19 protein-coding genes are annotated in these 21,903 nt (G+C 71.3%); 12 read left to right on the plus strand and 7 right to left on the minus strand.

What is annotated here, in order from left to right:
- Positions 1 to 51: 51 nt before the first annotated feature.
- On the minus strand, positions 52 to 714 hold the full coding sequence (locus ACZ4N5_RS25080; RefSeq protein ID WP_467759299.1) for a class F sortase: 663 nt from the start codon (positions 712 to 714) through the stop codon (positions 52 to 54).
- Between the two features lie 331 nt (positions 715 to 1,045).
- On the opposite strand from ACZ4N5_RS25080, the gene ACZ4N5_RS25085 reads away from it, so the two are divergent.
- Complete coding sequence (locus tag ACZ4N5_RS25085) at positions 1,046 to 1,537, plus strand: hypothetical protein (RefSeq protein WP_467759300.1); 492 nt, start codon at positions 1,046 to 1,048, stop codon at positions 1,535 to 1,537.
- A gap of 130 nt (positions 1,538 to 1,667) precedes the next feature.
- Here the strand turns inward: ACZ4N5_RS25085 and ACZ4N5_RS25090 are convergent, their stop codons facing one another.
- Both ACZ4N5_RS25090 and ACZ4N5_RS25095 read right to left on the minus strand, forming a co-directional pair.
- Positions 1,668 to 2,195 (minus strand): hypothetical protein, encoded by a 528-nt coding sequence (locus tag ACZ4N5_RS25090; RefSeq protein WP_467759301.1) that lies wholly within the window; start codon positions 2,193 to 2,195, stop codon positions 1,668 to 1,670.
- Positions 2,196 to 2,420: 225 nt separating this feature from the next.
- Complete coding sequence (locus ACZ4N5_RS25095; protein WP_467759302.1) at positions 2,421 to 3,185, minus strand: bestrophin-like domain; 765 nt, start codon at positions 3,183 to 3,185, stop codon at positions 2,421 to 2,423.
- Positions 3,186 to 4,079: 894 nt separating this feature from the next.
- On the opposite strand from ACZ4N5_RS25095, the gene ACZ4N5_RS25100 reads away from it, so the two are divergent.
- From ACZ4N5_RS25100 to ACZ4N5_RS25115, 4 genes are all read left to right on the plus strand, one after another.
- On the plus strand, positions 4,080 to 5,027 hold the full coding sequence (locus tag ACZ4N5_RS25100) for an SCO0930 family lipoprotein (RefSeq protein ID WP_467759303.1): 948 nt from the start codon (positions 4,080 to 4,082) through the stop codon (positions 5,025 to 5,027).
- 466 nt (positions 5,028 to 5,493) lie between these two features.
- Complete coding sequence (locus tag ACZ4N5_RS25105; RefSeq protein WP_467759304.1) at positions 5,494 to 6,306, plus strand: SAM-dependent methyltransferase; 813 nt, start codon at positions 5,494 to 5,496, stop codon at positions 6,304 to 6,306.
- Positions 6,303 to 8,438, plus strand: a complete 2,136-nt coding sequence (locus tag ACZ4N5_RS25110; protein ID WP_467759305.1) for a putative bifunctional diguanylate cyclase/phosphodiesterase — start codon at positions 6,303 to 6,305, stop codon at positions 8,436 to 8,438. Before ACZ4N5_RS25105 ends, ACZ4N5_RS25110 begins: the two co-directional genes overlap by 4 nt.
- Before the next feature lie 318 nt (positions 8,439 to 8,756).
- Positions 8,757 to 9,536: an oxidoreductase gene (locus ACZ4N5_RS25115; RefSeq protein ID WP_467759306.1), complete on the plus strand. Its 780-nt coding sequence runs from the start codon at positions 8,757 to 8,759 to the stop codon at positions 9,534 to 9,536.
- A 332-nt stretch (positions 9,537 to 9,868) separates the two neighbouring features.
- Here ACZ4N5_RS25115 and ACZ4N5_RS25120 read toward each other — a convergent pair whose 3' ends face one another.
- Complete coding sequence (locus ACZ4N5_RS25120) at positions 9,869 to 10,759, minus strand: LysR family transcriptional regulator (protein ID WP_467759307.1); 891 nt, start codon at positions 10,757 to 10,759, stop codon at positions 9,869 to 9,871.
- Between the two features lie 120 nt (positions 10,760 to 10,879).
- Here ACZ4N5_RS25120 and ACZ4N5_RS25125 point away from each other — a divergent pair, with 120 nt between their 5' ends.
- The 5 genes from ACZ4N5_RS25125 to ACZ4N5_RS25145 all read left to right on the plus strand — a co-directional run bounded on the left by ACZ4N5_RS25125 (position 10,880) and on the right by ACZ4N5_RS25145 (position 16,247).
- Entirely contained in the window at positions 10,880 to 11,551 is a 672-nt protein-coding gene (locus tag ACZ4N5_RS25125) for a succinate dehydrogenase (protein WP_467759308.1), read from the plus strand.
- A 2-nt stretch (positions 11,552 to 11,553) separates the two neighbouring features.
- On the plus strand, positions 11,554 to 13,515 hold the full coding sequence (locus ACZ4N5_RS25130) for a fumarate reductase/succinate dehydrogenase flavoprotein subunit (RefSeq protein WP_467759309.1): 1,962 nt from the start codon (positions 11,554 to 11,556) through the stop codon (positions 13,513 to 13,515).
- On the plus strand, positions 13,512 to 14,261 hold the full coding sequence (locus ACZ4N5_RS25135) for a succinate dehydrogenase/fumarate reductase iron-sulfur subunit (protein WP_467759310.1): 750 nt from the start codon (positions 13,512 to 13,514) through the stop codon (positions 14,259 to 14,261). Before ACZ4N5_RS25130 ends, ACZ4N5_RS25135 begins: the two co-directional genes overlap by 4 nt.
- 265 nt (positions 14,262 to 14,526) lie before the next feature.
- On the plus strand, positions 14,527 to 15,297 hold the full coding sequence (locus tag ACZ4N5_RS25140) for a GNAT family N-acetyltransferase (RefSeq protein ID WP_467759311.1): 771 nt from the start codon (positions 14,527 to 14,529) through the stop codon (positions 15,295 to 15,297).
- Positions 15,297 to 16,247, plus strand: a complete 951-nt coding sequence (locus tag ACZ4N5_RS25145) for a lysophospholipid acyltransferase family protein (RefSeq protein ID WP_467759312.1) — start codon at positions 15,297 to 15,299, stop codon at positions 16,245 to 16,247. The genes ACZ4N5_RS25140 and ACZ4N5_RS25145 overlap by 1 nt, the downstream gene beginning before the upstream one ends.
- A 210-nt stretch (positions 16,248 to 16,457) precedes the next feature.
- Here ACZ4N5_RS25145 and ACZ4N5_RS25150 read toward each other — a convergent pair whose 3' ends face one another.
- Positions 16,458 to 18,830, minus strand: coding sequence for an ATP-binding cassette domain-containing protein (locus tag ACZ4N5_RS25150; RefSeq protein WP_467759313.1), 2,373 nt, complete (start codon positions 18,828 to 18,830; stop codon positions 16,458 to 16,460).
- Positions 18,831 to 19,017: 187 nt separating this feature from the next.
- A complete protein-coding gene (locus ACZ4N5_RS25155) occupies positions 19,018 to 19,518 on the minus strand; it encodes a methylated-DNA--[protein]-cysteine S-methyltransferase (protein WP_467759314.1) in 501 nt (166 codons plus the stop codon).
- A 206-nt stretch (positions 19,519 to 19,724) separates the two neighbouring features.
- Here ACZ4N5_RS25155 and ACZ4N5_RS25160 point away from each other — a divergent pair, with 206 nt between their 5' ends.
- Both ACZ4N5_RS25160 and ACZ4N5_RS25165 read left to right on the plus strand, forming a co-directional pair.
- The gene (locus ACZ4N5_RS25160; RefSeq protein WP_467759315.1) at positions 19,725 to 20,498 is read left to right on the plus strand and encodes a nuclear transport factor 2 family protein; all 774 of its coding nucleotides are present in this window, start codon (positions 19,725 to 19,727) and stop codon (positions 20,496 to 20,498) included.
- A 78-nt stretch (positions 20,499 to 20,576) separates the two neighbouring features.
- The gene (locus ACZ4N5_RS25165) at positions 20,577 to 21,545 is read left to right on the plus strand and encodes an aldo/keto reductase (RefSeq protein ID WP_467759316.1); all 969 of its coding nucleotides are present in this window, start codon (positions 20,577 to 20,579) and stop codon (positions 21,543 to 21,545) included.
- On the opposite strand, the gene ACZ4N5_RS25170 is transcribed toward ACZ4N5_RS25165, so the two are convergent.
- Positions 21,532 to 21,741 carry a hypothetical protein gene (locus ACZ4N5_RS25170; RefSeq protein ID WP_467759317.1) on the minus strand — a complete coding sequence of 70 codons (210 nt, stop codon included), beginning with the start codon at positions 21,739 to 21,741 and terminating at the stop codon, positions 21,532 to 21,534. The genes ACZ4N5_RS25165 and ACZ4N5_RS25170 overlap by 14 nt on opposite strands.
- Between the last annotated feature and the right edge of the window lie 162 nt (positions 21,742 to 21,903).

Genomic DNA, 21,903 nt, shown 5'->3' on the forward strand with positions numbered 1-21,903 from the left:
GGAGGCGGAATGCCTCACCGACCGGCTTTCCGCCCGCCCGGTCCGGAACGCTCAGCGCACCTCGGACAGGCGGGCGAAGACGACCACGTTTCCGTCGTATCCGTGCTGCTTGGAGAAACCGCCCCCGCAGGTGATGACGCGCAATTCGGGGGTGCCCTTGCTGTTGTACACACGGTCGCCGGGGAAATCGCTCTTCGCGAAGACCTCGATGCCGTAGATCTCGAACACGGCGGTCTTCCCGTCCTTGCGCAGGACCTCGACCCGGTTCCCCTTCTTGAGCGCCCCGAGCCCGTAGAAGACGGCGGGGCCCCGCATGTTGTCGACGTGGCCCACGATCACGGACGTGCCCTTCTCGCCGGGCGAGACCGCGCCGGTGAACCAGCCGGCGAGATTGGGGTCGTCGGGCGGTGGCGCGTCGACCCATCCGTTCAGGTCCAGGCCCACCGGCATCACCGGGGCGTCGACCCGGATGGCCGGGATCCGCACCCGGTCGACCACGGAGTACGGCAGCGGGGCGGGCGCTTTCGTCAAGGTGCCACCGGGCGTGCGGCTGTCCGCCGCGGCCGCCGAGGCGGGCTGCGGGGGGCCCACGTCGAACTCACCGGAACCATTCCGAATGAGTGCGAGGCCGGTCAGCAGAACAAGCGCTATCACGCCCCAAGGAGCGCGCTTCCTCTGCCGCTCCTCCTCTTCGGCCAGCTCGGACGCAGACATTCGCAATCCCCTCTCGACGCGGCCGTCGCCTCGTCATCCGCGCATATGAGCACGCTAATGGCAGCGGGACCGCCCGGCGACGGGACGCGGGCGAACGGGTGGCGGAACGAATGCCTCGTGCGCCATCCGAGTTGCCGTGACCAGGAATTTTCTGACGGTCCGTGACCTGCGGCAATATCCGATTGTGTGGAATTCCTTCGGCGTGTCTTCTCACCAGGACGGACCATTCCCGAAATGCGGCCCCGTGCCCGGCATCTGAGGGTCTGTCTGGGAGGCGCTTTCTCGCCGATCCACCGGGGACGGTTCCCGGGGCGCCCCCGCGGAGGATCACATGCGTACTACTCGTGCCCTGGCGGTGTCTGCCGCCGCGGTCGCCGCCGTGGGGCTCGCCGCCCCGATGGCCGCGGCGTGGAACACCCCGAGCAACATCGTCGCGATGCCCAGCGTCATCGCCCGCGGCGGCCAGCTGACCGTGACGGTCGACGGGTGCCCGAGGGGAGGCACCATGACCTCGCCCGCGTTCCATGAGGCGAGGCTCAGGCCGCTCCTGGGCAGCCACAACGAGTCGTCCAGCGGTACGGCCACCATCAACCAGGACGCCCGTCCCGGGTCGTACGACATCACCGTCAACTGCGACGGGACGGGCCCGCTGACCCGCCCGGCCGCGTTCACCGTCATCGGCGGTGTGAGTGGTGGTCTCGGCGGCAGCAGCTCCACCGGTGCCACGCCCACCGACATGGCGATCGGCGGCGGCCTGGTGGCCGCGGCGGCCGTCGGCGGCGGGGTGTTCTGGATGCGGCGCAGGTCGGAAAGGCACATCTGACCGTTCCGCCGGCGGAACGGCCGGTCCCGCCCCCTTCGGAGGCCGGCCGTCCGCCGCGCGGAGCGCACATGACAGCCCTTCGCTCCGGATCCCCCTGACAGGGTCCGGGGCGAAGGGCTTTGCCGGCCCGTCAGGATTCGTCGGAGGTGGTGCGTCGGCGCGACAGGTACCAGGCGGCGCCTACGGAACCGGCGATGAGGGCGGCTCCCATCCCGATCTCCTTCAGGTCGAAGCCGCCGACGCTGCCGCCGACTCCGGCCCGGACGCCCCGCTGCAGGGGGATCGGGGTCGGAGTGACCGGCCGGCCGCCGGCGATGGTGAGACCGGTGCTGCCGCTCGCTCCGCCGCACGAGAACGTCACGTCGTACACGGCCCCGGCTCTGGCGTCCCAGTCGACCATGGCGGTGGCCGAGGACTGCCCCGGCGGGATGCTGACGGTGTCGAAGACCCCGGAGGTGACCGTGGCGGTTCCCCTGCACCCGCCGTCCCGCTTCAGGAGCAGTGACACCTGACCGCCCGCGGCGATGGTCGACGGCTGCACGCTGAAGGCGAACGGGGTGATGTTGTGGTCCCCGTCACCGGCGAAGGCGGCGGGTGCGGTGAAGGTCAGGGCGGTCATGCCCAGCAGTGCGGCCGAAGCGACGCGTATCGCGCGCATGATGAGCCTCCAGGTCCCCGAGGAGCCTTGCTGCGGATCTTTTCCGCTTGCGCCGGAAATGCACCTCGATGATCGAAACGCTAGGAAAGGGTGAACAGGGGCGCGATCCCAGTAGCGCGAACGGGGCAATCCTGTGGGCCGTTCGAGGGATGTCGTGCGTGCGGACGGGGGACGGACGCGGCGTGGCGTCCGTCCCCCGTCCGTCGGGTCTCCCCAGCGGAGCCGTTACCCGGGAAGCTGCGGGAACAGCGTTGTGAAGGGCTCCGCCGACGCCGTGATCCCGCGGCTGTAGGGCGCGTCGAAGTCCCAGATCAGGAAGAGCAGGAAGGCGATCAGGGCGGAGAACAGCCCGGCCAGGATCAGTTCCCGGGCGGTGCGCCGGATCTGCAGCGCGAAGATCATCCCGACCGTGACCACGGCGCCGGTGATCAGCCCGAACCAGACCACCCCCGGCATGGTCGCCCCCGTGGAGTCGGCCCGGGCGCTGCGGGCGGTGTCGGCCGCCGTCACCTGGTCGAGGAGCGGCTGGTACGCCTGCGCCTCGAAGTCCGACTTCGGCTGGTAGTCGGTGACGTCGTGCCGGATCCGGTCGAGGAGCCGGCCGCCCTCGGCGGTCACCCGGCCCTGCTCGGCCATGGTCTTCCACTCGGTGGTGACCACGTGATGGACGTACGTGTCGACGTCACCGCGGATGCGGTCGCGCACCTCGGGCGGGTAGACCCGGACCCGCTCGGAGATCTCGTGCAGGGCCTGAGCCTCCGCCTGCACATGGTCCTGGGCGCCGCTGCGGGCCTCCCAGACACCGGCGATGGCCAGACCGAGAACGATGGCGTACACCACGCCGATCATCATCGTCATGTACTCGATGACGTCCGGGGTCTCGGTGGGGTCCTCGTCCTCGCGGGCCCTGCGATGGCGTACGAGGGTCACGATGAGGACCACGAGACACGCGGCCGCCATCGCGAGGGCGAGAACAAGCCAATCCGACAAAGTGTGCCTCCAGGGTCAGCGCGGGCGCAGCGCCGCGACGGCGAGCACCGCTGGCGCGGTGATGAGCAGAGTGAACGAGACCAGCGACGGACCGCTGCGGGGCTGGTGCTTGTGCGGCGGCGTGCGGTACGCCGGGTAGCTGACCGGAACCGGCGGGGGAGTGGGACGCGCGCTCGGTGTCGGCCGGGGCTTCGGCGTGGGTCTCGGCGCCAGGACGGGCGCCGGCCGCGGCGGCAGGGGCCTCGGTCTCGGCGCGGGCGGAGGAGGCGGCGGGGGCGGCGGTGGGGGCGGCGGTACGGGCTTCGGCGCGTGGGTGGGCGGAGGGGGCGGCGTCGGCTTCGGTGGCGGAGGGGGCTTGGGGGGTGGCGGCGGGGTCGGTGTGGGTGTCGGCGGGCAGGGCGGGGTCGGGGCCGGGCACCGGGTGGTGCTCCCGGCGACGGCGACCGCCCCGCTGCCCGCCACGGCCACCGCGGTGATCCCGTCGCCGCCGGGCCCCGTGGAGGCGTACGCGCAGGCGTCGGCCGCGGCCGTTCCGCTCGGCGCGCCGACGAGGAGCCAGGTGAGCGCCGTCAGCGCCAATACGCGTATGACGAGGGCGGATCGGGTCCGCTGGGGTGCTTGCACGACGGAGATCATGAGGCGCGCGGAACCCGGCCACGCCGGAGTGTCCGGGATTGCCCCCGAAGGGGGTACCTCCGGCTCCCGGCGGCTGACGTGCGGGGCCGGAAGGCGCGGGCGCGGATCGAACATGCGGGCGAGTGGCTCGTACGCGTCACAGTATTCCGAAAGAAATTTGAAGCACGTTTGAACACTCCTGCCCCTCCCGCCCGTACCTAGGGCCATGCGCGGCGCTGCAGGGCGCTGCAACACTTATGCGAACAGCGGGAGTTACCAATGAAGACCTCCTGGCGGAGCGCCTCACTCGTAGCGTCAGCTGCGGCCGTGCTGGCGCTCACGACGGCGTGTGGTCAGGAACAGGGCACCCCTTCGACCGGCGCTCAGAACGTGGGTGCCACCTCGGTGGCGGGAGGCTACGGGACAAGCGCCACCGCCGGTGCGGGCAATGGCTACGGCGCCGATTCCAAGGACCAGAGCGCTGCCGCCAAGCCGGAAGTCGCGGGCCAGCTCGCCGTGACGGAAAGCGTCAAGCTCGGCAAGGTGCTGACCGACGGCGCCGGATTCACCCTCTACCGCTTCGACAAGGACACCGCCGAACCGCCGAAGTCGAGTTGTGACGGCGCCTGCGCCACCGCCTGGCCGCCCGTGCCCGCCGAGGGTGCCGAGGCCGCCACCGGCGTCGACAAGGCGCTGCTCGGTGAGGTCACCCGGACCGACGGTACGAAGCAGCTGACCATAGGCGGCTGGCCCATGTACCGGTTCGCCAAGGACACCAAGGCCGGTGACACCAACGGTCAGGCTGTGGGCGGTACGTGGTTCGCCTCGGCGCCCAACGGCAAGAAGGCGACACTGGCCGCCCTCCCCGGCCTGTCGGTCCGCAACGACCCGAAGCTCGGCCAGATCGTCGTCGACAAGAACGGCATGACCGTCTACCGCTTCATGAAGGACCAGGCCTGGCCCGTCTCCAAGTCGGCCTGCACGGGTGCCTGCCTGGAGAAGTGGCCCGCCGTCGCTCCGGTCACCGCGAGCGACACCAAGGGTGTCAAGAAGAAGGGCCTGATGGGCTTCACCCGCCCGGACGGCGTGAAGCAGATGACGGTCAACTGCTGGCCGATCTACACCTTCTCCGGTGACAGCGCACCCGGTGACACCAACGGTCAGGGCGTGGGCGGCACGTGGTACGCCGTCTCGCCCGACGGAAAGCCGGTCGGCGCGGCCAAGTAGGGCATCAACCCCCCACGGTTGGTCAACTCCCCACGGTTCCGATCAGCACCCCACTGTTGATCGGCTCACCCGAACAGCACCAAACGCGTCGCCAAGGGTCCGCCCCCTCCGCACGGAGGGGGCGGACCCTTGTGCGTCCCGGCGCCGACGAAGCATTTCGGCCGTCGCCGGAACGTGAAAGATCCCGGCGGCGGATCGGATGTGAAAGAACGCCGCGACCCGACCGGCGACTTGGCCACGCTTCGTGACCCCGCGGAGCTTTTTGGAATGCTTCGGAGTGATTTCGCAGGGGCGGTGAGTGGCGTGCCCGGGATGCGTTTGCAGATGCCAATTGGGCACTTGCCCGAGGCAGTGACCGGGAACGGACGGTCAATTTCCGTTTTGACTCGCCCCTTTGGCGGGCGATCAGTAGCCTCTGCTCGAACACCGGATCGTCTATGTCGTCGCCTACGCCTTGGAGAGATAGATGGAGCGTCCCGCCTGGGCCCCTCGCAGCATTGACATCTCAGTGCCGAGCGTGTCCCGAATCTACGACTATTACCTGGGCGGTTCGCACAACTTCGAGGTCGACCGGGAAGCGGCACGCAAGGCGATGGAGTTCATGCCGGGCCTTCCCAAGGTCATGCAGGCGAACCGGGCGTTCATGCGCCGGGCCGTTCGTTTCGCGGCCGGCGAGGGCATCGACCAGTTCCTCGACATCGGTTCCGGCATCCCCACGTTCGGCAACGTCCACGAGGTCGCCCAGAGCACCCGGCCCGGCGCACGGGTCGTCTACGTCGACCACGATCCGGTTGCCGTCGCACACAGCCAAGCCGTACTGCGGGACAACGAGGACGCGGACGTGGTCGCCGCCGATCTGCTCAAGCCCCAGGAAATCCTGGTGAGTCCGCAGGTTCAGCGGCTGATCGACCTGAACCGTCCGGTCGCGCTGCTTCTCGTTGCCATACTTCACTTCGTGGAAGACGCGGACGACCCGTACCGGGCAGTGGCCGAACTGCGCGACGCCCTCGCGCCGGGAAGCCTGCTCGTCGTCACGCATGCCGCGTTCGAGGGGATCCCGCTCGCCCGGGAGCAGGCCGAGGGCGCGGTCGACGTCTACAAGAACATCCGCAACCCGCTGATCATGCGCACGCGCGAGGAGATCGCGCGGTTCTTCGAGGGGTACGACATGGTGGAACCCGGACTGGTGCCGATGCCGAACTGGCGGCCCGACACGGCACCCGAGGACGAGGACCCTTATTCCTTCTCCGCGTTCGGCGGCGTGGGACGCACGGCGTGACCGCCGAGCCGGACGGGCCGGAAGACAGACTGCGCCGGTTCGCGACGATCTGGAGCCGCGCGGTCTTCCCGGTCACCTCCACCTCGCTGACCCGGCCCGAGTTCGAGGAACAACTGCTGCCGCTCGCCAGGCGGTTGAGTGAGGCCCTGCGGGCCAGGAACTTCGAGGCGGCCGCGGGACGGACCGTCGGCGCCGCACTCGTCGCCGCCCACTGCACCGACCCCGAGGCCCTCAGCCGGGCCCTCGACTGCGTCGACGCCTACCTGGTGCTCTACTGCGGCGAGGACGGGCCCGGGGAGGCGCTGCGGACCCGCTCCGCACGACTGCAGCACGCGATGGCCGCCGGGTACGCCGAGGCGCTGCGCGAGCGGACGCTCGCCGAACAACAGGCCATCTCACAAGCCGCGTTGACCGCGCGCAGCGCCGTCGCCGAGGCGCTGCACGACAGCGAGGCCCGCTTCCGCGCGGTCTTCGAGGGCGCGGCCATAGGAATCGGAATCGCCGACCTCGACGGCAACATCCTCCAGGTCAACGGAGCCCTGCTGCGTATGTTCGGCGGTTCCGAACAGACCATGCGCGGCCGCAAGGTCCCCGATTGGACGCACGCCGAGGACGCCCCTCAAGTGTGGCGGCTGTACGAGGAGTTGGTGCGCGGCAAGCGTGAGCACTACCACGTCGAGAAGGCCTTCTACCGTCCTGACGGCACCGCCCTGTGGACCAACCTGACGGTCTCCCTGCTGCGCGACGCGGACGGCGAACCCCAGTACCAGCTCGCGCTGATGGAGGACACCACCGAGCGGCGGCTGCTCAATCTGCGGCTGCGCTACGAGGCGACCCACGACGCGCTCACCGGACTGCCCAACCGGACCCTGTTCTTCGAGCGTCTGGAGAAGGCGCTGGCCGCGGGCGAGGGACAGCGCTTCGGCCTGTGCTACCTCGACCTCGACGGCTTCAAGACCATCAACGACAGCCTCGGGCACGCGGCCGGCGACCGGCTGCTCGTCGAGGTCGCCGACCGCCTCCAGTCCTGCGCGACCGCCCCCGGCGAGATGGTCGCCCGGCTCGGCGGCGACGAGTTCGTGGCCCTCACCACCGGCCCGAACACCGAGCGCGAGGTCGACGAGCTGGCCGGGCGCATCATGAACGCGCTCGTCACCCCGATCAGCATCGACGGCCGTGACCTGACCGTGCGGGGCAGCGTCGGCGTCGTAGAGGGCCCGGCCGGGGAGCGCGGCGCCGCCGAGGTGCTGCGCAGCGCCGACATCACGATGTACCGGGCCAAGTCCGCGGGCGGCAACCGCTTCGAGCTGGCCGACCCCGAGGCCGACGCCCGCGCCATCACCCGGAACGGACTCACCACCGCGCTGCCCGCCGCCCTGGACCGGGGCGAGTTCTTCATCGAGTACCAGCCGCTGGTGCACCTCGGCGACGGCAGCGTGAGCGGCGCGGAGGCACTGGTGCGCTGGCTGCACCCGCAGCACGGTGTCCTCGGCCCCGACCGTTTCATCCCGCTCGCCGAGCACACCGGACTGATCGTGCCGCTCGGCCGCTGGGTCCTGGAGCAGTCGGTGCGCCAGGCCCGCACCTGGCAGGAACGGTATTCCGGCTCGGGCCCGCTCCGCGTCAACGTCAATCTCTCGCCGTGCCAGCTGACCCATCCCGGCCTGGTCCAGGACACGGTCGACATTCTGGAACGCGAAGGTCTCGACGCACAGGCGCTGTGCCTGGAGGTCACCGAGTCCGCGCTGATCGGCGCGGACGACGACCTGCTCAAACCACTGCGCAGGCTCGCCGAGATGGGCGTCGACATCGCCCTGGACGACTTCGGCACCGGTTACTCGAATCTCGCCAACCTCCGTCGTCTGCCGGTCAGCATCCTCAAGCTGGACCGATCCTTCACCCGGAGCATGCAGCAGTTCCCGGCGGATCCGGTCGACCTGAAGATCGTCGAGGGCATCGTCGCCCTGGCCCACAGTCTCGACCTCGCGGTCACGGTCGAGGGCGTGGAGACCGGCGCCCAGGCCGAACAGCTGCGGATACTGGGCTGCGACACCGCCCAGGGCTGGTACTACGCCCGTCCGGGACCGCCGGAGCGGCTGCACGACCTGGCGCTCGTCGACGCGGTCGGCTGAACGCCTTCGCGCGGCGCGGTCTCCCGGAACGGAGACGGCGCCGCGCCGCGGTGTCAGGCCGCCGGCCTGCTGTCCCGGCCGGCCTGCCACACCGCCCGGCACCCCGGCCCGGCGCACAAGCCCGCCGCGATTCGCCCGGTGTACATGGCCCGGCCCGGCCGTCGGCCACGACCGGTGTGCTGTGTGGCCCGGTACGGCCGTGACGGCCGATCGTGGGAGCCGCTGCCGGGACGCCTCGCGCGCCCGGCCCTCCCTATGCCTCACTGACCGTATGCCTCATTGACGGAACGCACCTCTCACAGATGGAGCCGAGACGGAATGAGTACGGAACTTCAGGGCAGGACCGCCGTCGTCACCGGAGCCAGCAAGGGCATCGGGCTCGCGGTCACGGAGGCGCTGGCCGGCGCGGGCGCGACGGTGATCGCGGGCTCCCGCGGCACGTCCGAGGGCCTCGACGCCCTGGTCGGGAAGGGGAACGTCACCTGGGTGCCGGTCGACCTCACCGAGTCCGACGCCGCCGGGCGGCTCGTCGAGGCGGCGGCCGGGCGGATCGACGTGCTGGTCAACAACGTGGGGTCGGCCCCGGCCCGCACCCGCGGCTTCCTGTCGGTGACCGACGAGGAATGGCGGCGCACCGTCGATCTGAACCTGCTCGCGGCCGTACGGGTCACCCGTGCGGCCCTGCCGGCGATGCTCGCCGCCGGACAGGGCTCGGTCGTGACGATCGGCTCGGTCAACGCGACCCTGCCCGACCCCCTCGTGATCGACTACAGCGCGGGCAAGGCCGCCCTGGTCGCGTTCTCCAAGGCACTGTCGAAGGAGGTCGGCCCGAAGGGCATCCGGGTCAACACCGTGAGCCCCGGCCCGGTGGAGACCGACCTGTGGCTCGGCGGCGGGGGAGTGGCGGCGACGGTCTCGGCCGCCGCGGGGCTCACCCCCGACGACGTGGTCGCCCAGGCGTCGGGCGCGACCGTCACCGGCCGCTTCTCCAAGCCGTCGGAGGTGGCCGACCTGGTTCTCTTCCTCGCCGGAGACCGCTCGCGCAACATCACCGGCAGCGACTTCGTCATCGACGGAGGCTTCATCCCGACGTGGTGAACCCGACGTGGTGAACCCGACGTGGTGAACCCGATGCGGCGAGCCCGACGTGGTGACCCCGATGTGGCGGACCCGGCGTGTTGAGCCTCGACGTGGTGACCCCGGCGCGGGGACCCCGATGTGGTGAACCCGTCGTGGTGAGCCCGATGCGGCGACCCCGGCGCGGAGACCACGATGTGGTGAACCCGATGTGGTGACCCCGGCGAGGTGAACCCGGCGCGGCGAACCCGATGTGGCGGACCCGACCTGGTGAGCCTCGACGTCGTGGACCCGGCGAGGTGGCCCGGGCCGGGCGTGCTCCGGCGGCCCAGCGCGCCAGGGTGCGGCCGCCGTCAGTGTTCCAGCAGCATCCGCTGAAGCTCCCGGGCCGCCCGCGGCGGCGCCACATCGCTGCGGTGCGCCAGCGCGATCGTCCGCTCCAGACCGGGCCGGGCCAGCGGGGTCACCCGCAGGCCCGGCCCGGACCGGGCGGCCACCATCCGCGGTACGACGGCCACGCCGAGGCCCGCCCGGACGAAGCCCAGGACCGCGTCCATCTCGCCGCCCTCGACCGCGAAGTCGGGTTCGAAGCCCTCGGCGCGACAGGCCGCGACGGTCAGTTCACGCAGGTCGTAGCCGTGCCGGAACATCACCAGACGCTCGCCCTCCAGATCGGCGACGCGCACCGTGCGGCGGCTGCCGCCACCCCCGGGCGCGGGGGCCTCCGGCGAGGACACCACGACGAGGTCCTCGCGCAGCAACTCCACCGTGGTCAGCGCGGGGGACGGGGTGGGCAGGGGCAGGACGACCAGGGCGAGGTCGAGGGCGCCGCGCGCGAGTTCCCGTACGAGATCGTGCGAGCCGCCCTCCTCGATCAGCAGACGGATGCCTGGATAGCGGTCGTGGAAGGCGCGCAGTACGTCCGGCAGCAGGCCCGTGCACAGGCTGGGGGTCGCGCCGAGCCGCACCCGGCCGCTGCGCAGCTGGGCCAGTTCCTGCACCTCCTGCCGGGCCGTGTCCGCGTCCGCGAGGATGCGCCGGGCCAGCGGCAGCAGCGCCTCGCCCGCGTCGGTGAGGGTGATGTTCCCGCGCGCCCGCTGGAACAGGTCCGCGCCCAACTCCCGCTCCAGCGCCTTGATCTGCTGGGACAGCGAGGGCTGCGCGACATGCACCAGTTCGGCGGCCCGGGTGAAATGCCGGGTCTCCGCGACGGCCACGAAGTACTGGAGCTGCTGGAACTGCACCCTTCGACGATAGCTCACGCCTATGGAAACGAGCCGGACCATGTCTTGGACTGATCGGATCCCCGCGACCTAGCGTTCTGTCCCATGGCTTTGGCAACGCGGACGGACCGACGGCCGTCCATGGCACGCACCGTGTGGGACAGCTCCGTCGGCAAGAAGACCGTGATGGCCGTCAGCGGCCTGATCATGCTGCTCTACCTGGTCGCCCACATGATCGGGAATCTGAAGATCTACTTCGGCGCGGGCGAGTTCAACCACTACGCCCACTGGCTGCGCACCGTCGGCGAACCCTTCATGCACTACGAGTGGACGCTGTGGCTCATCCGGGTGGTGCTGGTCGTCGCCGTGGTCGCGCACGCCATGTCCGCCTACCAGCTCAGCCGGCGTGACATCAGGGCGCGCCCCAGCAAGTACGTGCACAAGAAGCGGGGCGCGAGCTACGCCACCCGCACGATGCGCTGGGGCGGGATCATCCTCGGCCTGTTCATCGTCTGGCACCTCCTCGACCTGACCACCGGCACGGTGCACCCCGGCGGCTTCCAGGAGGGCCACCCGTACCAGAACGTCGTGGACACCTTCTCCACCTGGTACGGCAACGTCGTCTACATCGTCGCGATGCTCGCGCTCGGTCTGCACATCCGGCACGGCTTCTGGAGCGCGGCCCAGACCCTCGGGGCCGGCAGCCGCAGCCGCGACCGTGCCCTGAAGACCATCGCCAACGTCCTCGCGCTGCTGCTCACGGCGGGCTTCGTCGCCGTACCCGTGGGCGTCATGACCGGAGTGGTGAGCTGAACATGAACACTGAATACGCCCACTTCACGACCGGGGAGCCCCTCGCCGACACCAAGGCGCCCGCAGGTCCGGTCAACGAGCGCTGGGACAAGCGCCGTTTCGAGGCCAAGCTGGTCAACCCGGCCAACCGCCGCAAGCACACCGTGATCGTCGTCGGCACCGGGCTCGCGGGCGGCTCCGCGGGCGCCACGCTCGCCGAACAGGGCTACCACGTCGTCCAGTTCTGCTACCAGGACTCCCCGCGCCGCGCCCATTCCATCGCCGCGCAGGGCGGCATCAACGCCGCGAAGAACTACCGCAACGACGGCGACTCCGTCCACCGGCTCTTCTACGACACCGTCAAGGGCGGCGACTTCAGGGCCCGCGAGTCCAACGTCCACCGCCTCGCGCAGATCTCGGTCGAGATCATCGACCAGTGCGTCGCCCAGGGCGTGCCCTTCGCGCGCGAGTACGGCGGCCTGCTCGACACCCGCTCCTTCGGCGGCGTCCAGGTGTCCCGCACCTTCTACGCCCGCGGCCAGACCGGCCAGCAACTCCTGCTAGGCGCCTACCAGGCGCTGTCCCGGCAGATCGCCGCCGGCAACATCGAGATGCACCCGCGCACCGAGATGCTGGACCTGATCGTGGTCGACGGACGGGCGCGTGGCATCGTGGCCCGCGACCTGATCACCGGCAGGATCGACACGTACTACGCGGACGCCGTCGTCCTGGCGAGCGGTGGCTACGGCAACGTCTTCTACCTGTCGACGAACGCGATGAACTCCAACGCCACCGCGATCTGGCGGGCCCACCGGCGTGGCGCGTACTTCGCCAACCCCTGCTTCACCCAGATCCACCCCACCTGCATCCCGCGCACCGGCGACCACCAGTCGAAGCTGACGCTGATGAGCGAGTCGCTGCGCAACGACGGCCGGATCTGGGTGCCGAAGGCACACGGCGACACCCGTCCGCCGAACGAGATCCCCGAGGACGAGCGCGACTACTACCTGGAGCGCATCTACCCGTCCTTCGGCAACCTCGTGCCCCGCGACATCGCCTCCCGCGCCGCCAAGAACGTCTGCGACGAGGGCAGGGGAGTGGGCCCCGGCGGCCAGGGCGTCTACCTCGACTTCGCGGACGCCATCCGGCGCATGGGCCGCGAGGCGGTCGAGGAGAAGTACGGCAACCTCTTCGACATGTACGCCCGGATCACCGCCGAGGACCCGTACACCGTGCCCATGCGGATCTACCCCGCCGTGCACTACACGATGGGCGGACTGTGGGTCGACTACGACCTCCAGACCACGGTCCCGGGCCTGTTCGCGATCGGAGAGGCCAACTTCTCCGACCACGGCGCGAACCGGCTCGGCGCCTCCGCCCTGATGCAGGGCCTCGCGGACGGCTACTTCGTCCTGCCGTCGACGATCAACGACTACCTCGCCCGCAACCCGCACCGCGCCGGCGACGACGAGCTGAGCGACGAACATCCCGCCGTTCAGGAGGTCTTGGCCGAGACCGAGGACCGGCTGCGGCTCCTCCTCGCCGTCGACGGCGACCGCACCCCCGACTCCTTCCACCGCGAACTCGGCGAGCTCATGTGGGAGTTCTGCGGCATGGCCCGCACGGAGAGCGGGCTGCGCAAGGCGCTGGAACGCATCCCGCAGATCCGCGAGGAGTTCTGGCGGCGCATCAAGGTGCCCGGCAGCGGAGAGGAGTTCAACCAGTCCCTGGAGAAGGCCAACCGGATCGTCGACTACCTCGAACTCGCCGAGCTGATGTGCCTCGACGCGCTGAACCGCGCCGAGTCCTGCGGCGGCCACTTCCGCGAGGAGTCCCAGACCCCGGACGGCGAGGCTGCCCGCCGGGACGAGGAGTTCTCGTACGCGGCCGCCTGGGAGTTCACCGACGCCGGCACCGCGCCCGTCCTGCACAAGGAAGACCTGGTCTTCGAGTACGTCCACCCCACCCAGCGGAGCTACGCATGAAGCTCACCCTGCGCGTCTGGCGGCAGAAGAACGCCGACGCCGACGGAGCGATGTCCACGTACGAGGTGGACGGCATCTCGGCCGACATGTCCTTCCTGGAGATGCTCGACACCCTCAACGAGGAACTCATCCTGAGCGGCGACGACCCCGTCGCCTTCGACCACGACTGCCGCGAGGGCATCTGCGGCGCCTGCAGCCTGGTCATCAACGGAGACGCGCACGGCCCCGAGCGCACCACCACCTGCCAGCTGCACATGCGCTCCTTCCGCGACGGCGACACGATCGACATCGAGCCGTGGCGGGCCGCCGCCTTCCCGGTCGTGAAGGACCTCGTGGTCGACCGTTCCGCCTTCGACCGCATCATCCAGGCCGGCGGCTACATCACGGCCCCGACCGGCGCCGCGCCCGAGGCACACGCCACCCCCGTCCCGAAGCCCGACGCCGACTTCACCTTCGAGCACGCCGAGTGCATCGGCTGCGGTGCCTGCGTGGCGGCCTGCCCGAACGGCGCCGCGATGCTGTTCACCTCGGCCAAGATCAATCACCTGAACGTGCTGCCACAGGGCGCCCCCGAGCGGGAGACCCGGGTGCTCGACATGGTGGCGCGGATGGACGACGAGGGCTTCGGAGGCTGCACCCTCGCCGGGGAGTGCGCGACCGCCTGCCCGAAGGGCATCCCGCTGGTCTCCATCACCAGCATGAACAAGGAGTGGCTGCGCGCCACCCGCAAGCAGGGCAGGCGTTAGCCGCAAAGTCGTTCGCCGTACGGTGCGGACGGGCGGGACCGGGTGTGGTGCTCATACCCGGTCCCGTCTCGCTTTTCCGGGGCACCCCTGTCATTCAACAACCTCACATCCGCCCTCCTGGCACTGGTCACGCGCACGCCAACCGGCGTCGGAAGAACAGGAGCGCGCAGACCGTTCGGATCCGGCCTGCCTCCCCCGAGCTACCGACTCCGTTCGAGCAGGGGGTACCCCCTCCGCCGAACCGGCCCGTGACCAGGAGAGTGCCATGACCGGCGTTTCCACCCTCGACAGCCCGACCCAGCCCGTCGCCCCCACCCGCTACACCGTCACCCTGGCCCACGACGAGGCCGATGTCCGGGCCGCGCAGCGGCTGCGCCACGACGTCTTCGCCGGGGAGATGGGCGCCCTCCTGAACACCCCGCAGCCCGGTCTCGACATCGACGCCTTCGACGCGTACTGCGACCACCTGCTGGTCCGCGACACGGAGACCGGCCAGGTCGTCGGCACCTACCGGCTGCTGCCGCCCGAGCGTGCCGCGATCGCCGGACGGCTCTACTCGGAGAGCGAGTTCGACCTCGGGCCGCTGGCCGGAATCCGCTCCGGGCTGGTCGAGGTCGGCCGCTCCTGCGTCCACCCCGACCACCGCGACGGCGCGGTCATCGGCCTGATCTGGGCCGGGATAGCCCGCTACATGATCGACGGCGGCCACGAATGGCTCGCCGGCTGCTGCTCCATACCGCTCGCCGACGGCGGCACGCTGGCCGCGGGCACCTGGGACCGGGTGCGGGCCAAGCACCTGGCGCCCGAGGAGTTCCGCGTCCGCCCGCTGCTGCCCTGGAGCGCGGAAGGCGTCGCCCGACCCGCCCGCACCGAACTGCCCCCGCTGCTGCGCGGCTATCTGCGTCTCGGCGCCTGGGTGTGCGGCGAGCCCGCGCTCGACGCGGACTTCGGCGTCGCCGACATGTACGTGCTGCTGTCGATGAGCCGGGTCAACCCGCGCTACCTCCGCCACTTCCTCTCGCTCGTCCCCGCCTGATGAGCACGACCCGCGCCGGAGCACCGCGTCTCACGGTCGTCCGCCGTCCCCGGTACGGCGGAGGGCCGCGAGCGGTGGTGCTCCCCGGAGCCGTCCCCGCGCCACGGCGGCCCGCCGCCGGCCCCATCCGGGGGACCAGCGCCTGGCTGCCCACCGCTCCCTGCTCGCCGCGCGGCTGCGTGGAGTCCGTACGGCCCTGGACGGGCGTGCCGCGCGCCGTCCTGCGGCTGACGGCGCTCCTGGTCGTGGTCTTCCTCGGGATCGCCCTGATCCCGCTGGCCGGACGGCTGCGGGCGGTGCGGCGGGACCGGTGGATCCGCCGCTGGTGCCTCGCCGTGGTGCACACGGCCGGGGTCCGCACGCGGATCACCGGGGCCGCCCGTCCCACCGGCGGAATGCTGATCGTGGCCAACCACATCTCGTGGCTGGACATCCCGTTGCTCGCCGCCGTGCGTCCGGCGCGGATGGTCGCCAAGACCGAGGTGCGCGGCTGGCCCCTGCTGGGCGGACTGGCGGCCCGCGGCGGCACCCTCTTCATCGACCGCGACCGGTTGCGCGCCCTGCCCGGCACGGTGGAGCGGATCGCCGGGACCCTGCGCGGCGGCTCGGCCGTCGCAGCGTTCCCCGAGGGCAGTACCTGGTGCGGCCGGGCCCGGGGGCGCTACCGCCGGGCCCTCTTCCAGGCCGCGCTGGACGCCGGTGTGCCGGTCCAGCCGGTGCGCATCCGGTACCGGTTCGCCGACGGGGCGGCGAGCACCGCGCCCGCCTTCGTCGGCGAGGACTCGCTGCCGGCCTCGCTGTGGCGGGTGGTGTCGGCGCGCGGCCTGGTGGCCGAGGTCGTCGTGCGGCCCCCGCTGCCGCCCGGCAGCCACCCCGACCGCCGCGCCCTGGCCGAAGCGGCGCAGGGGGGTGGACACAGCCCCGGCTCATGCTCCGGGGCGCACCCCTGACATCCGAGGGCCCCGCCAGGGCCTGTCCGACCATGCGCGTCGGATCGGGCCGCGGCGTCCGGTGCCGTGCATCGCGAGAGGGAGGGTCGCCCTCGTACCGGGCGTACTCGGGCGTGCCCGACAACGCGGCGTGGGGGTCCCCCCTGCTCGAAGAGCTTGGGGGAGTGCGGTGCCAGGCGTCGCGCGCCGGCGGGAATGGTCGGACAGGCCCTAGCGGAGTCGCCCGAGCGCCCGGGCGAGGTACGGTGCCGTCCGTCCGGCCGCCTTCGCCACTCGCTCGGGAGGCCCGGCGGCCACGATCCGGCCGCCCTCGTCGCCCCCGCCGGGGCCCAGGTCGATGACCCAGTCGGCGCCCGCCACGACCGTCATGTCGTGCTCCACCACCACGACGGTGTGACCGGCGTCCACCAGACCGTGCAACTGGCCCATCAGCACCTCGACATCGGCCGGATGCAGTCCCGTCGTCGGCTCGTCGAGCAGATAGAAGGTGTGCCCCCGGCGAACCCGCTGCAACTCGCCGGCCAGCTTGATGCGCTGGGCCTCACCGCCCGACAACTCCGTGGCGGGCTGCCCGAGTCGCAGATAGCCGAGGCCCACGTCGAGCAGTGTGTCGAGGCTGCGCGTGACGGCGGGAGTGTCCGTCTCGGCGAAGAACCGCGCCGCCGCCTCGACCGTCATGTCCAGGATCTGCGCGATGTTCCGTCCCCGGTACGTCACTTCGAGGGTCTCGGGGTTGTACCGCGCGCCTCCGCAGTCCGGACACGGGGCGTACGTACTGGGCAGGAACAGCAGCTCCACACTGACGAAGCCCTCGCCCTGACAGGTCTCGCAGCGCCCTCCCCCGGAGGAGGCGCCCCCGGCCACGTTGAACGAGAACCGTCCCGCACCGTAGCCGCGCGCCCTGGCCTCCTCCGTCGCGGCGAACACCTTGCGCACGACGTCGAACAGCCCTGTGTACGTCGCCAGATTGGAGCGGGGCGTACGGCCGATGGGCTTCTGGTCGACACTGACCAGCCGGCCGACTCCCGCCAACTCCTCGGTCACCTCGCCGATCAGCGTGGACTTCCCCGAGCCGGAGACCCCGGTGACGGCGGTGAACACACCGAGCGGGAACTCGGCGGTCACCCCGCACAGATTGTGCCGGGTCACCGGGCCGACCCTCACGTGCCCCCGGGGCGGGCGCACCGGGCGCGCCGGAGCAGGGGAGCGGTCGAACAGGAAGCGCGCCGTCGCGGACTCCCGCGCGCCCTCCAGTCCGGCGACCGGGCCGCTGTGCAGGACCCGGCCGCCGTGCTCCCCGGCGTGCGGGCCCACGTCGACCAGCCAGTCCGCGCCGCGCACGACATCGAAGTGGTGCTCGACGACGAACACCGAGTTGCCCGCCGCCTTCAGCCGCTCCAGTACGGTGAGCAGAGCCTCCGTGTCGGCCGGGTGCAGTCCGGCGGACGGCTCGTCGAGGACGTACACCACACCGAAGAGCCCGGAACGCAACTGCGTGGCCAGGCGCAGCCGTTGGAGTTCGCCCGCCGAGAGGGTGGGGGTGGCCCGGTCGAGGCTGAGGTAGCCGAGTCCGAGCTCGACGACGGGCAAGATGCGGGAGGTGAGGTCCTCGGTCAGGACACGGACGGTCTCGGAGTCTCCCGTGAGGGACTTCGCGAGCTCGACCAGCGGCAGCGCGGCCAGTTCTGCGATGTTCCGCCCCGCGAACGTCACGGCCAGCGCCTCCGGCCGCAGCCTGCTGCCGTCGCACCCCGGGCAGGGAGCAGCGGCGAGGAACAGCTCCGCCTTTGCCCGCAGGGTGGCGCTCTTCGTGTCGGAGAAGGTCTTCAGCACATAGCGCCGGGCGCTCATGTACGTGCCCTGGTAGGGGCGTTGGATCCGCTCGGCGTCGCGCACCGGATGCACGGTGACGACCGGCTGCTCGTCCGTGAACAGGATCCACTCCCGCTCCGCGGCGGGCAGTTCGCGCCAGGGCCGGTCCACGTCGTACCCGAGCGTGTCGAGGATGTCCCGCAGGTTCTTGCCCTGCCAGGCCCCCGGCCAGGCGGCGATCGCGCCCTCGCGGATCGACAGCGACGGATCGGGGACGAGCAACTCCTGCGTCGTACGGTGCACTTGACCGAGACCATGGCACTCGGGACACGCCCCGGCCGCCGTGTTCGGCGAGAACGCGTCCGAGTCGAGCCGCTCGGCGCCCGCCGGATACTCACCCGCGCGCGAGAACAGCATCCGCAGCGAGTTGGACAGATTGGTGACCGTGCCCACGGACGAGCGCGAGGTCGGCGAAGACCTGCGCTGCTGAAGGGACACCGCAGGCGGCAGACCGGTGATCTCCCCGACCTTGGGCGCCCCCACCTGATGAATCAGCCGCCGCGCGTACGGGGCGACCGACTCGAAGTACCGCCGCTGCGCCTCCGCGTAGATCGTCCCGAAGGCCAGCGACGACTTCCCGGACCCCGACACACCGGTGAACACCACGAGGACGTCCCTGGGGATGTCGACGTCCACACCCCGCAGATTGTGCTCCCGGGCACCGCGGACGCGGACATAGGAGTCGTGGGGGCGGCCGTCGGGGATGGGCATCGGCGGGACTCCTGTGGGCGGCCCGGTACCGCGGGCCGGTGGGCCGCGGCCTGGGCGTCGGTGGGGCACGGGGCAAACCCCACGATTCTAGGCCGTGGTCGGTCCCGCGACCCGGGCGAGGCGCCGACGGGGGTCCCGGAGGGCGGTCCGGCCGGGCTCGGAGCCACCGTGGACGCGTCCGCGCCGGTCAGGACGGCACGTCCTCCAGGTCCAGGAGCTGTTGCTTGCGTTCCAGGCCCCCGGCATAACCCGTGAGCGCGCCGCTCGCGCCGATCACGCGGTGGCAGGGGCGGACGATCAGCAGCGGGTTCGCCCCGATCGCGGTACCGACGGCACGGACCGCGGCCCTGGACGCGCCGATCCGCGCGGCGATCTCTCCGTAGCTGAGCGTGGTGCCGTACGGGATGGTCTCCAGGGCCTTCCAGACGCGCCGCTGGAAGTCGCTGCCGCTCGTCACGTACTCGATGTCGAAGGCGGTCAGCCGGCCGCCGAAGTACGAGCGCAGCTGGGAGACGATCTCCCGGAAGGCCTCCGGGTCCTCGCGCCAGCCGTCCTGGACGACCGCGCCGTACTTCTGGTCCGGCACGGACAGCGCGGCGAGCGCGGTGCCGCCCTTCGCGGTGACCGACTCCTCACCCACCAGCAGCAGTCGGCCGAGCGGGCTGTCCATGGTCGTGTAGACCGTCATCGGTCCGGTCCTTTCCGAGGTCTCACAGCGTGTTCACCCTCAACAGTGCGCCCCGCGGCACATTGCGTCCGGCGGGATTCGGACAGAGCGCTGAGCGAGCGCTGCGGGAACGTCGTACGGGACCCGGCCCCACCTGTTGAGGTCGCGCCGGGGACGGTACGGGCACACGATCGAAGTCGACCACTCCGCACGGCCCAGGAGTCCACATGGTCTGGATCCCGCAGATCTCCGACCTCGTCGACCGGCTCGGCGCCGCCGAGCTCGCCGACGCCCTGCGCGACCCGGCGTCGGCCACCGTACCCGTCGCCCTGGACGACCCGGAGGCGGGCCGGATCAGCGGTGTCGGTGTCCTGGCCGCCTGGCTGGCCGTGCAGGACACCTGGCGGGCGGAGCGGAAGGCGGAGATCGAGGAGGTCGCCACCACGCTCGGTGAGGGGCGGGCCGTGGGTGAATGGGTCGTACACCTGGAGGGCCCGGAGGGCGAGCGCATCGGGCTGCCCGTGGCCGCCGCCGTGGACCCCGCCTCCCCGCTGCCGGTGCGGATCCACCACTCCCGCCTGCCGCTGCTCGGCCGGCATGTCGTGCGCCGCCCGATGGTGCCGCCGGACCCGCAGGCGCACCTCTCCGACGTGGTGGGCGCCTACAAGGCCGCGCTCGACGCGGGGGACACGGCGGCCGTCGTCGCCGCGTTCGCGCCGGACGGCTCCTTCCGCGGGCCCAACGGTGACGTGTACCGGCACACCGGGACCAAGGAGCTGACAGAGCTCTACGACGCCTTCTTCTCCGCGGGCGGTGGCATCCCGCTCAAGCTGTGCACCGTGACGGACGACGGCACCCGCAGCGCGTTCGAGTACATCTGCGACCGCTGGGGCGACGCCGATCTGCCGCCGCAGCCGGGCCTCGCGGTGTGCGCCCGGGGCGGCGATGGCCTGATCGCGTCGGCGCGGGTGTACGACGACGTGGAAGCCCCCGTGGAGTAGGGCTGCGAGGCGCTCGTGGCGGGCAGGGATCTGTCCTCGGAGCTCCCCACCCCCACTGGCACGAATCCAGGAGTGAGCATGCAGTACGTGAAGCTCGGTTCGACGGGTCTGGACGTCTCCCGGATCTGCCTGGGCTGCATGAGTTTCGGCCTGCCCGACCGAGGTGTCCACGAATGGACCCTCGACGAGGAGGCCTCGCGCCCGTTGATCCGGCAGGCACTGGAGGCCGGGATCACCTTCTTCGACACGGCGAACGTGTACTCGGACGGCACCAGTGAGGAGATCGTCGGACGCGCGCTCGCCGAGTTCGCGCGCCGCGACGAGATCGTCATCGCCAGCAAGGTCCACGGCGCGATGCACGAGGGCCCCAACGGCCGTGGCCTGTCGCGCAAGGCGATCATGACGGAGATCGACAACAGTCTGCGCCGCCTCGGCACCGACTACGTCGACCTCTACCAGATCCACCGCTTCGACCGCCGCACCCCCGTCGAGGAGACGATGGAGGCCCTCCACGACGTGGTCAAGGCGGGCAAGGCCCGTTACATCGGGGCGAGTTCGATGTACGCGTGGGAGTTCTCCAAGGCCCAGTACACGGCCGAACTGCACGGCTGGACCCGGTTCGTCTCCATGCAGAACCACTACAACCTCCTCTACCGCGAGGAGGAGCGCGAGATGCTGCCGCTCTGCGCCGACCAGGGTGTCGGCGTCCTGCCGTGGAGCCCGCTCGCCCGCGGCCGGCTCACCCGCGACTGGGACACGGCCACCGAACGCAGCCGCAACGACGAGTTCGGCCGGAACCTGTACCAGGACGGCGACCGCGAGATCGTCGACGCGGTCGCACGCATCGCCGCCGAGCGGCAGGTGCCGCGCGCCAGGATCGCGCTTGCCTGGCTGCTGGGGCGCGGCACGGTGACCGCGCCCATCGTCGGCGCCACCAAACCGCTGCACATCGAGGACGCGGTCGCCTCCCTCGACGTGGAGCTCTCGGACAAGGAGATCGAGGCGATGGAACAGCCGTACACGCCCCGGGCGATCAGCGGTCACTGACGAGCGGGAGCGGCCACAGCGCCGACTGAGACCGGGCCCGCCACACCGAGTCGGCCGTCACCGATGCGCTTGTCGCGGCGCCCGAGCACCCGGCGCCCGGCATGACCGCGCCGGCCGCCTCCGCGCCGGCCGCCTCCGCGCCCGCCGCCTCCGCGCCGGCCGGCACCGCGCCCAACGTCACCGCGTCGGCCGCCATGGCGCCCGTCACCCCATCGGGCGCACGACGGCCGGCGTCTCCGGGACGGGTGGCACGGTCACGATGGCCGGCCCACGGTGAAGGCTCCGCGCCGGCCCACCGTGAAGGCTCTGCGTCGGCCCACGGTGAATGCTCCACGCCGGCCCGCCGCGAAGGTTCCGC

It is taken from the genome of Streptomyces sp. NPDC026500 (assembly GCF_055567635.1).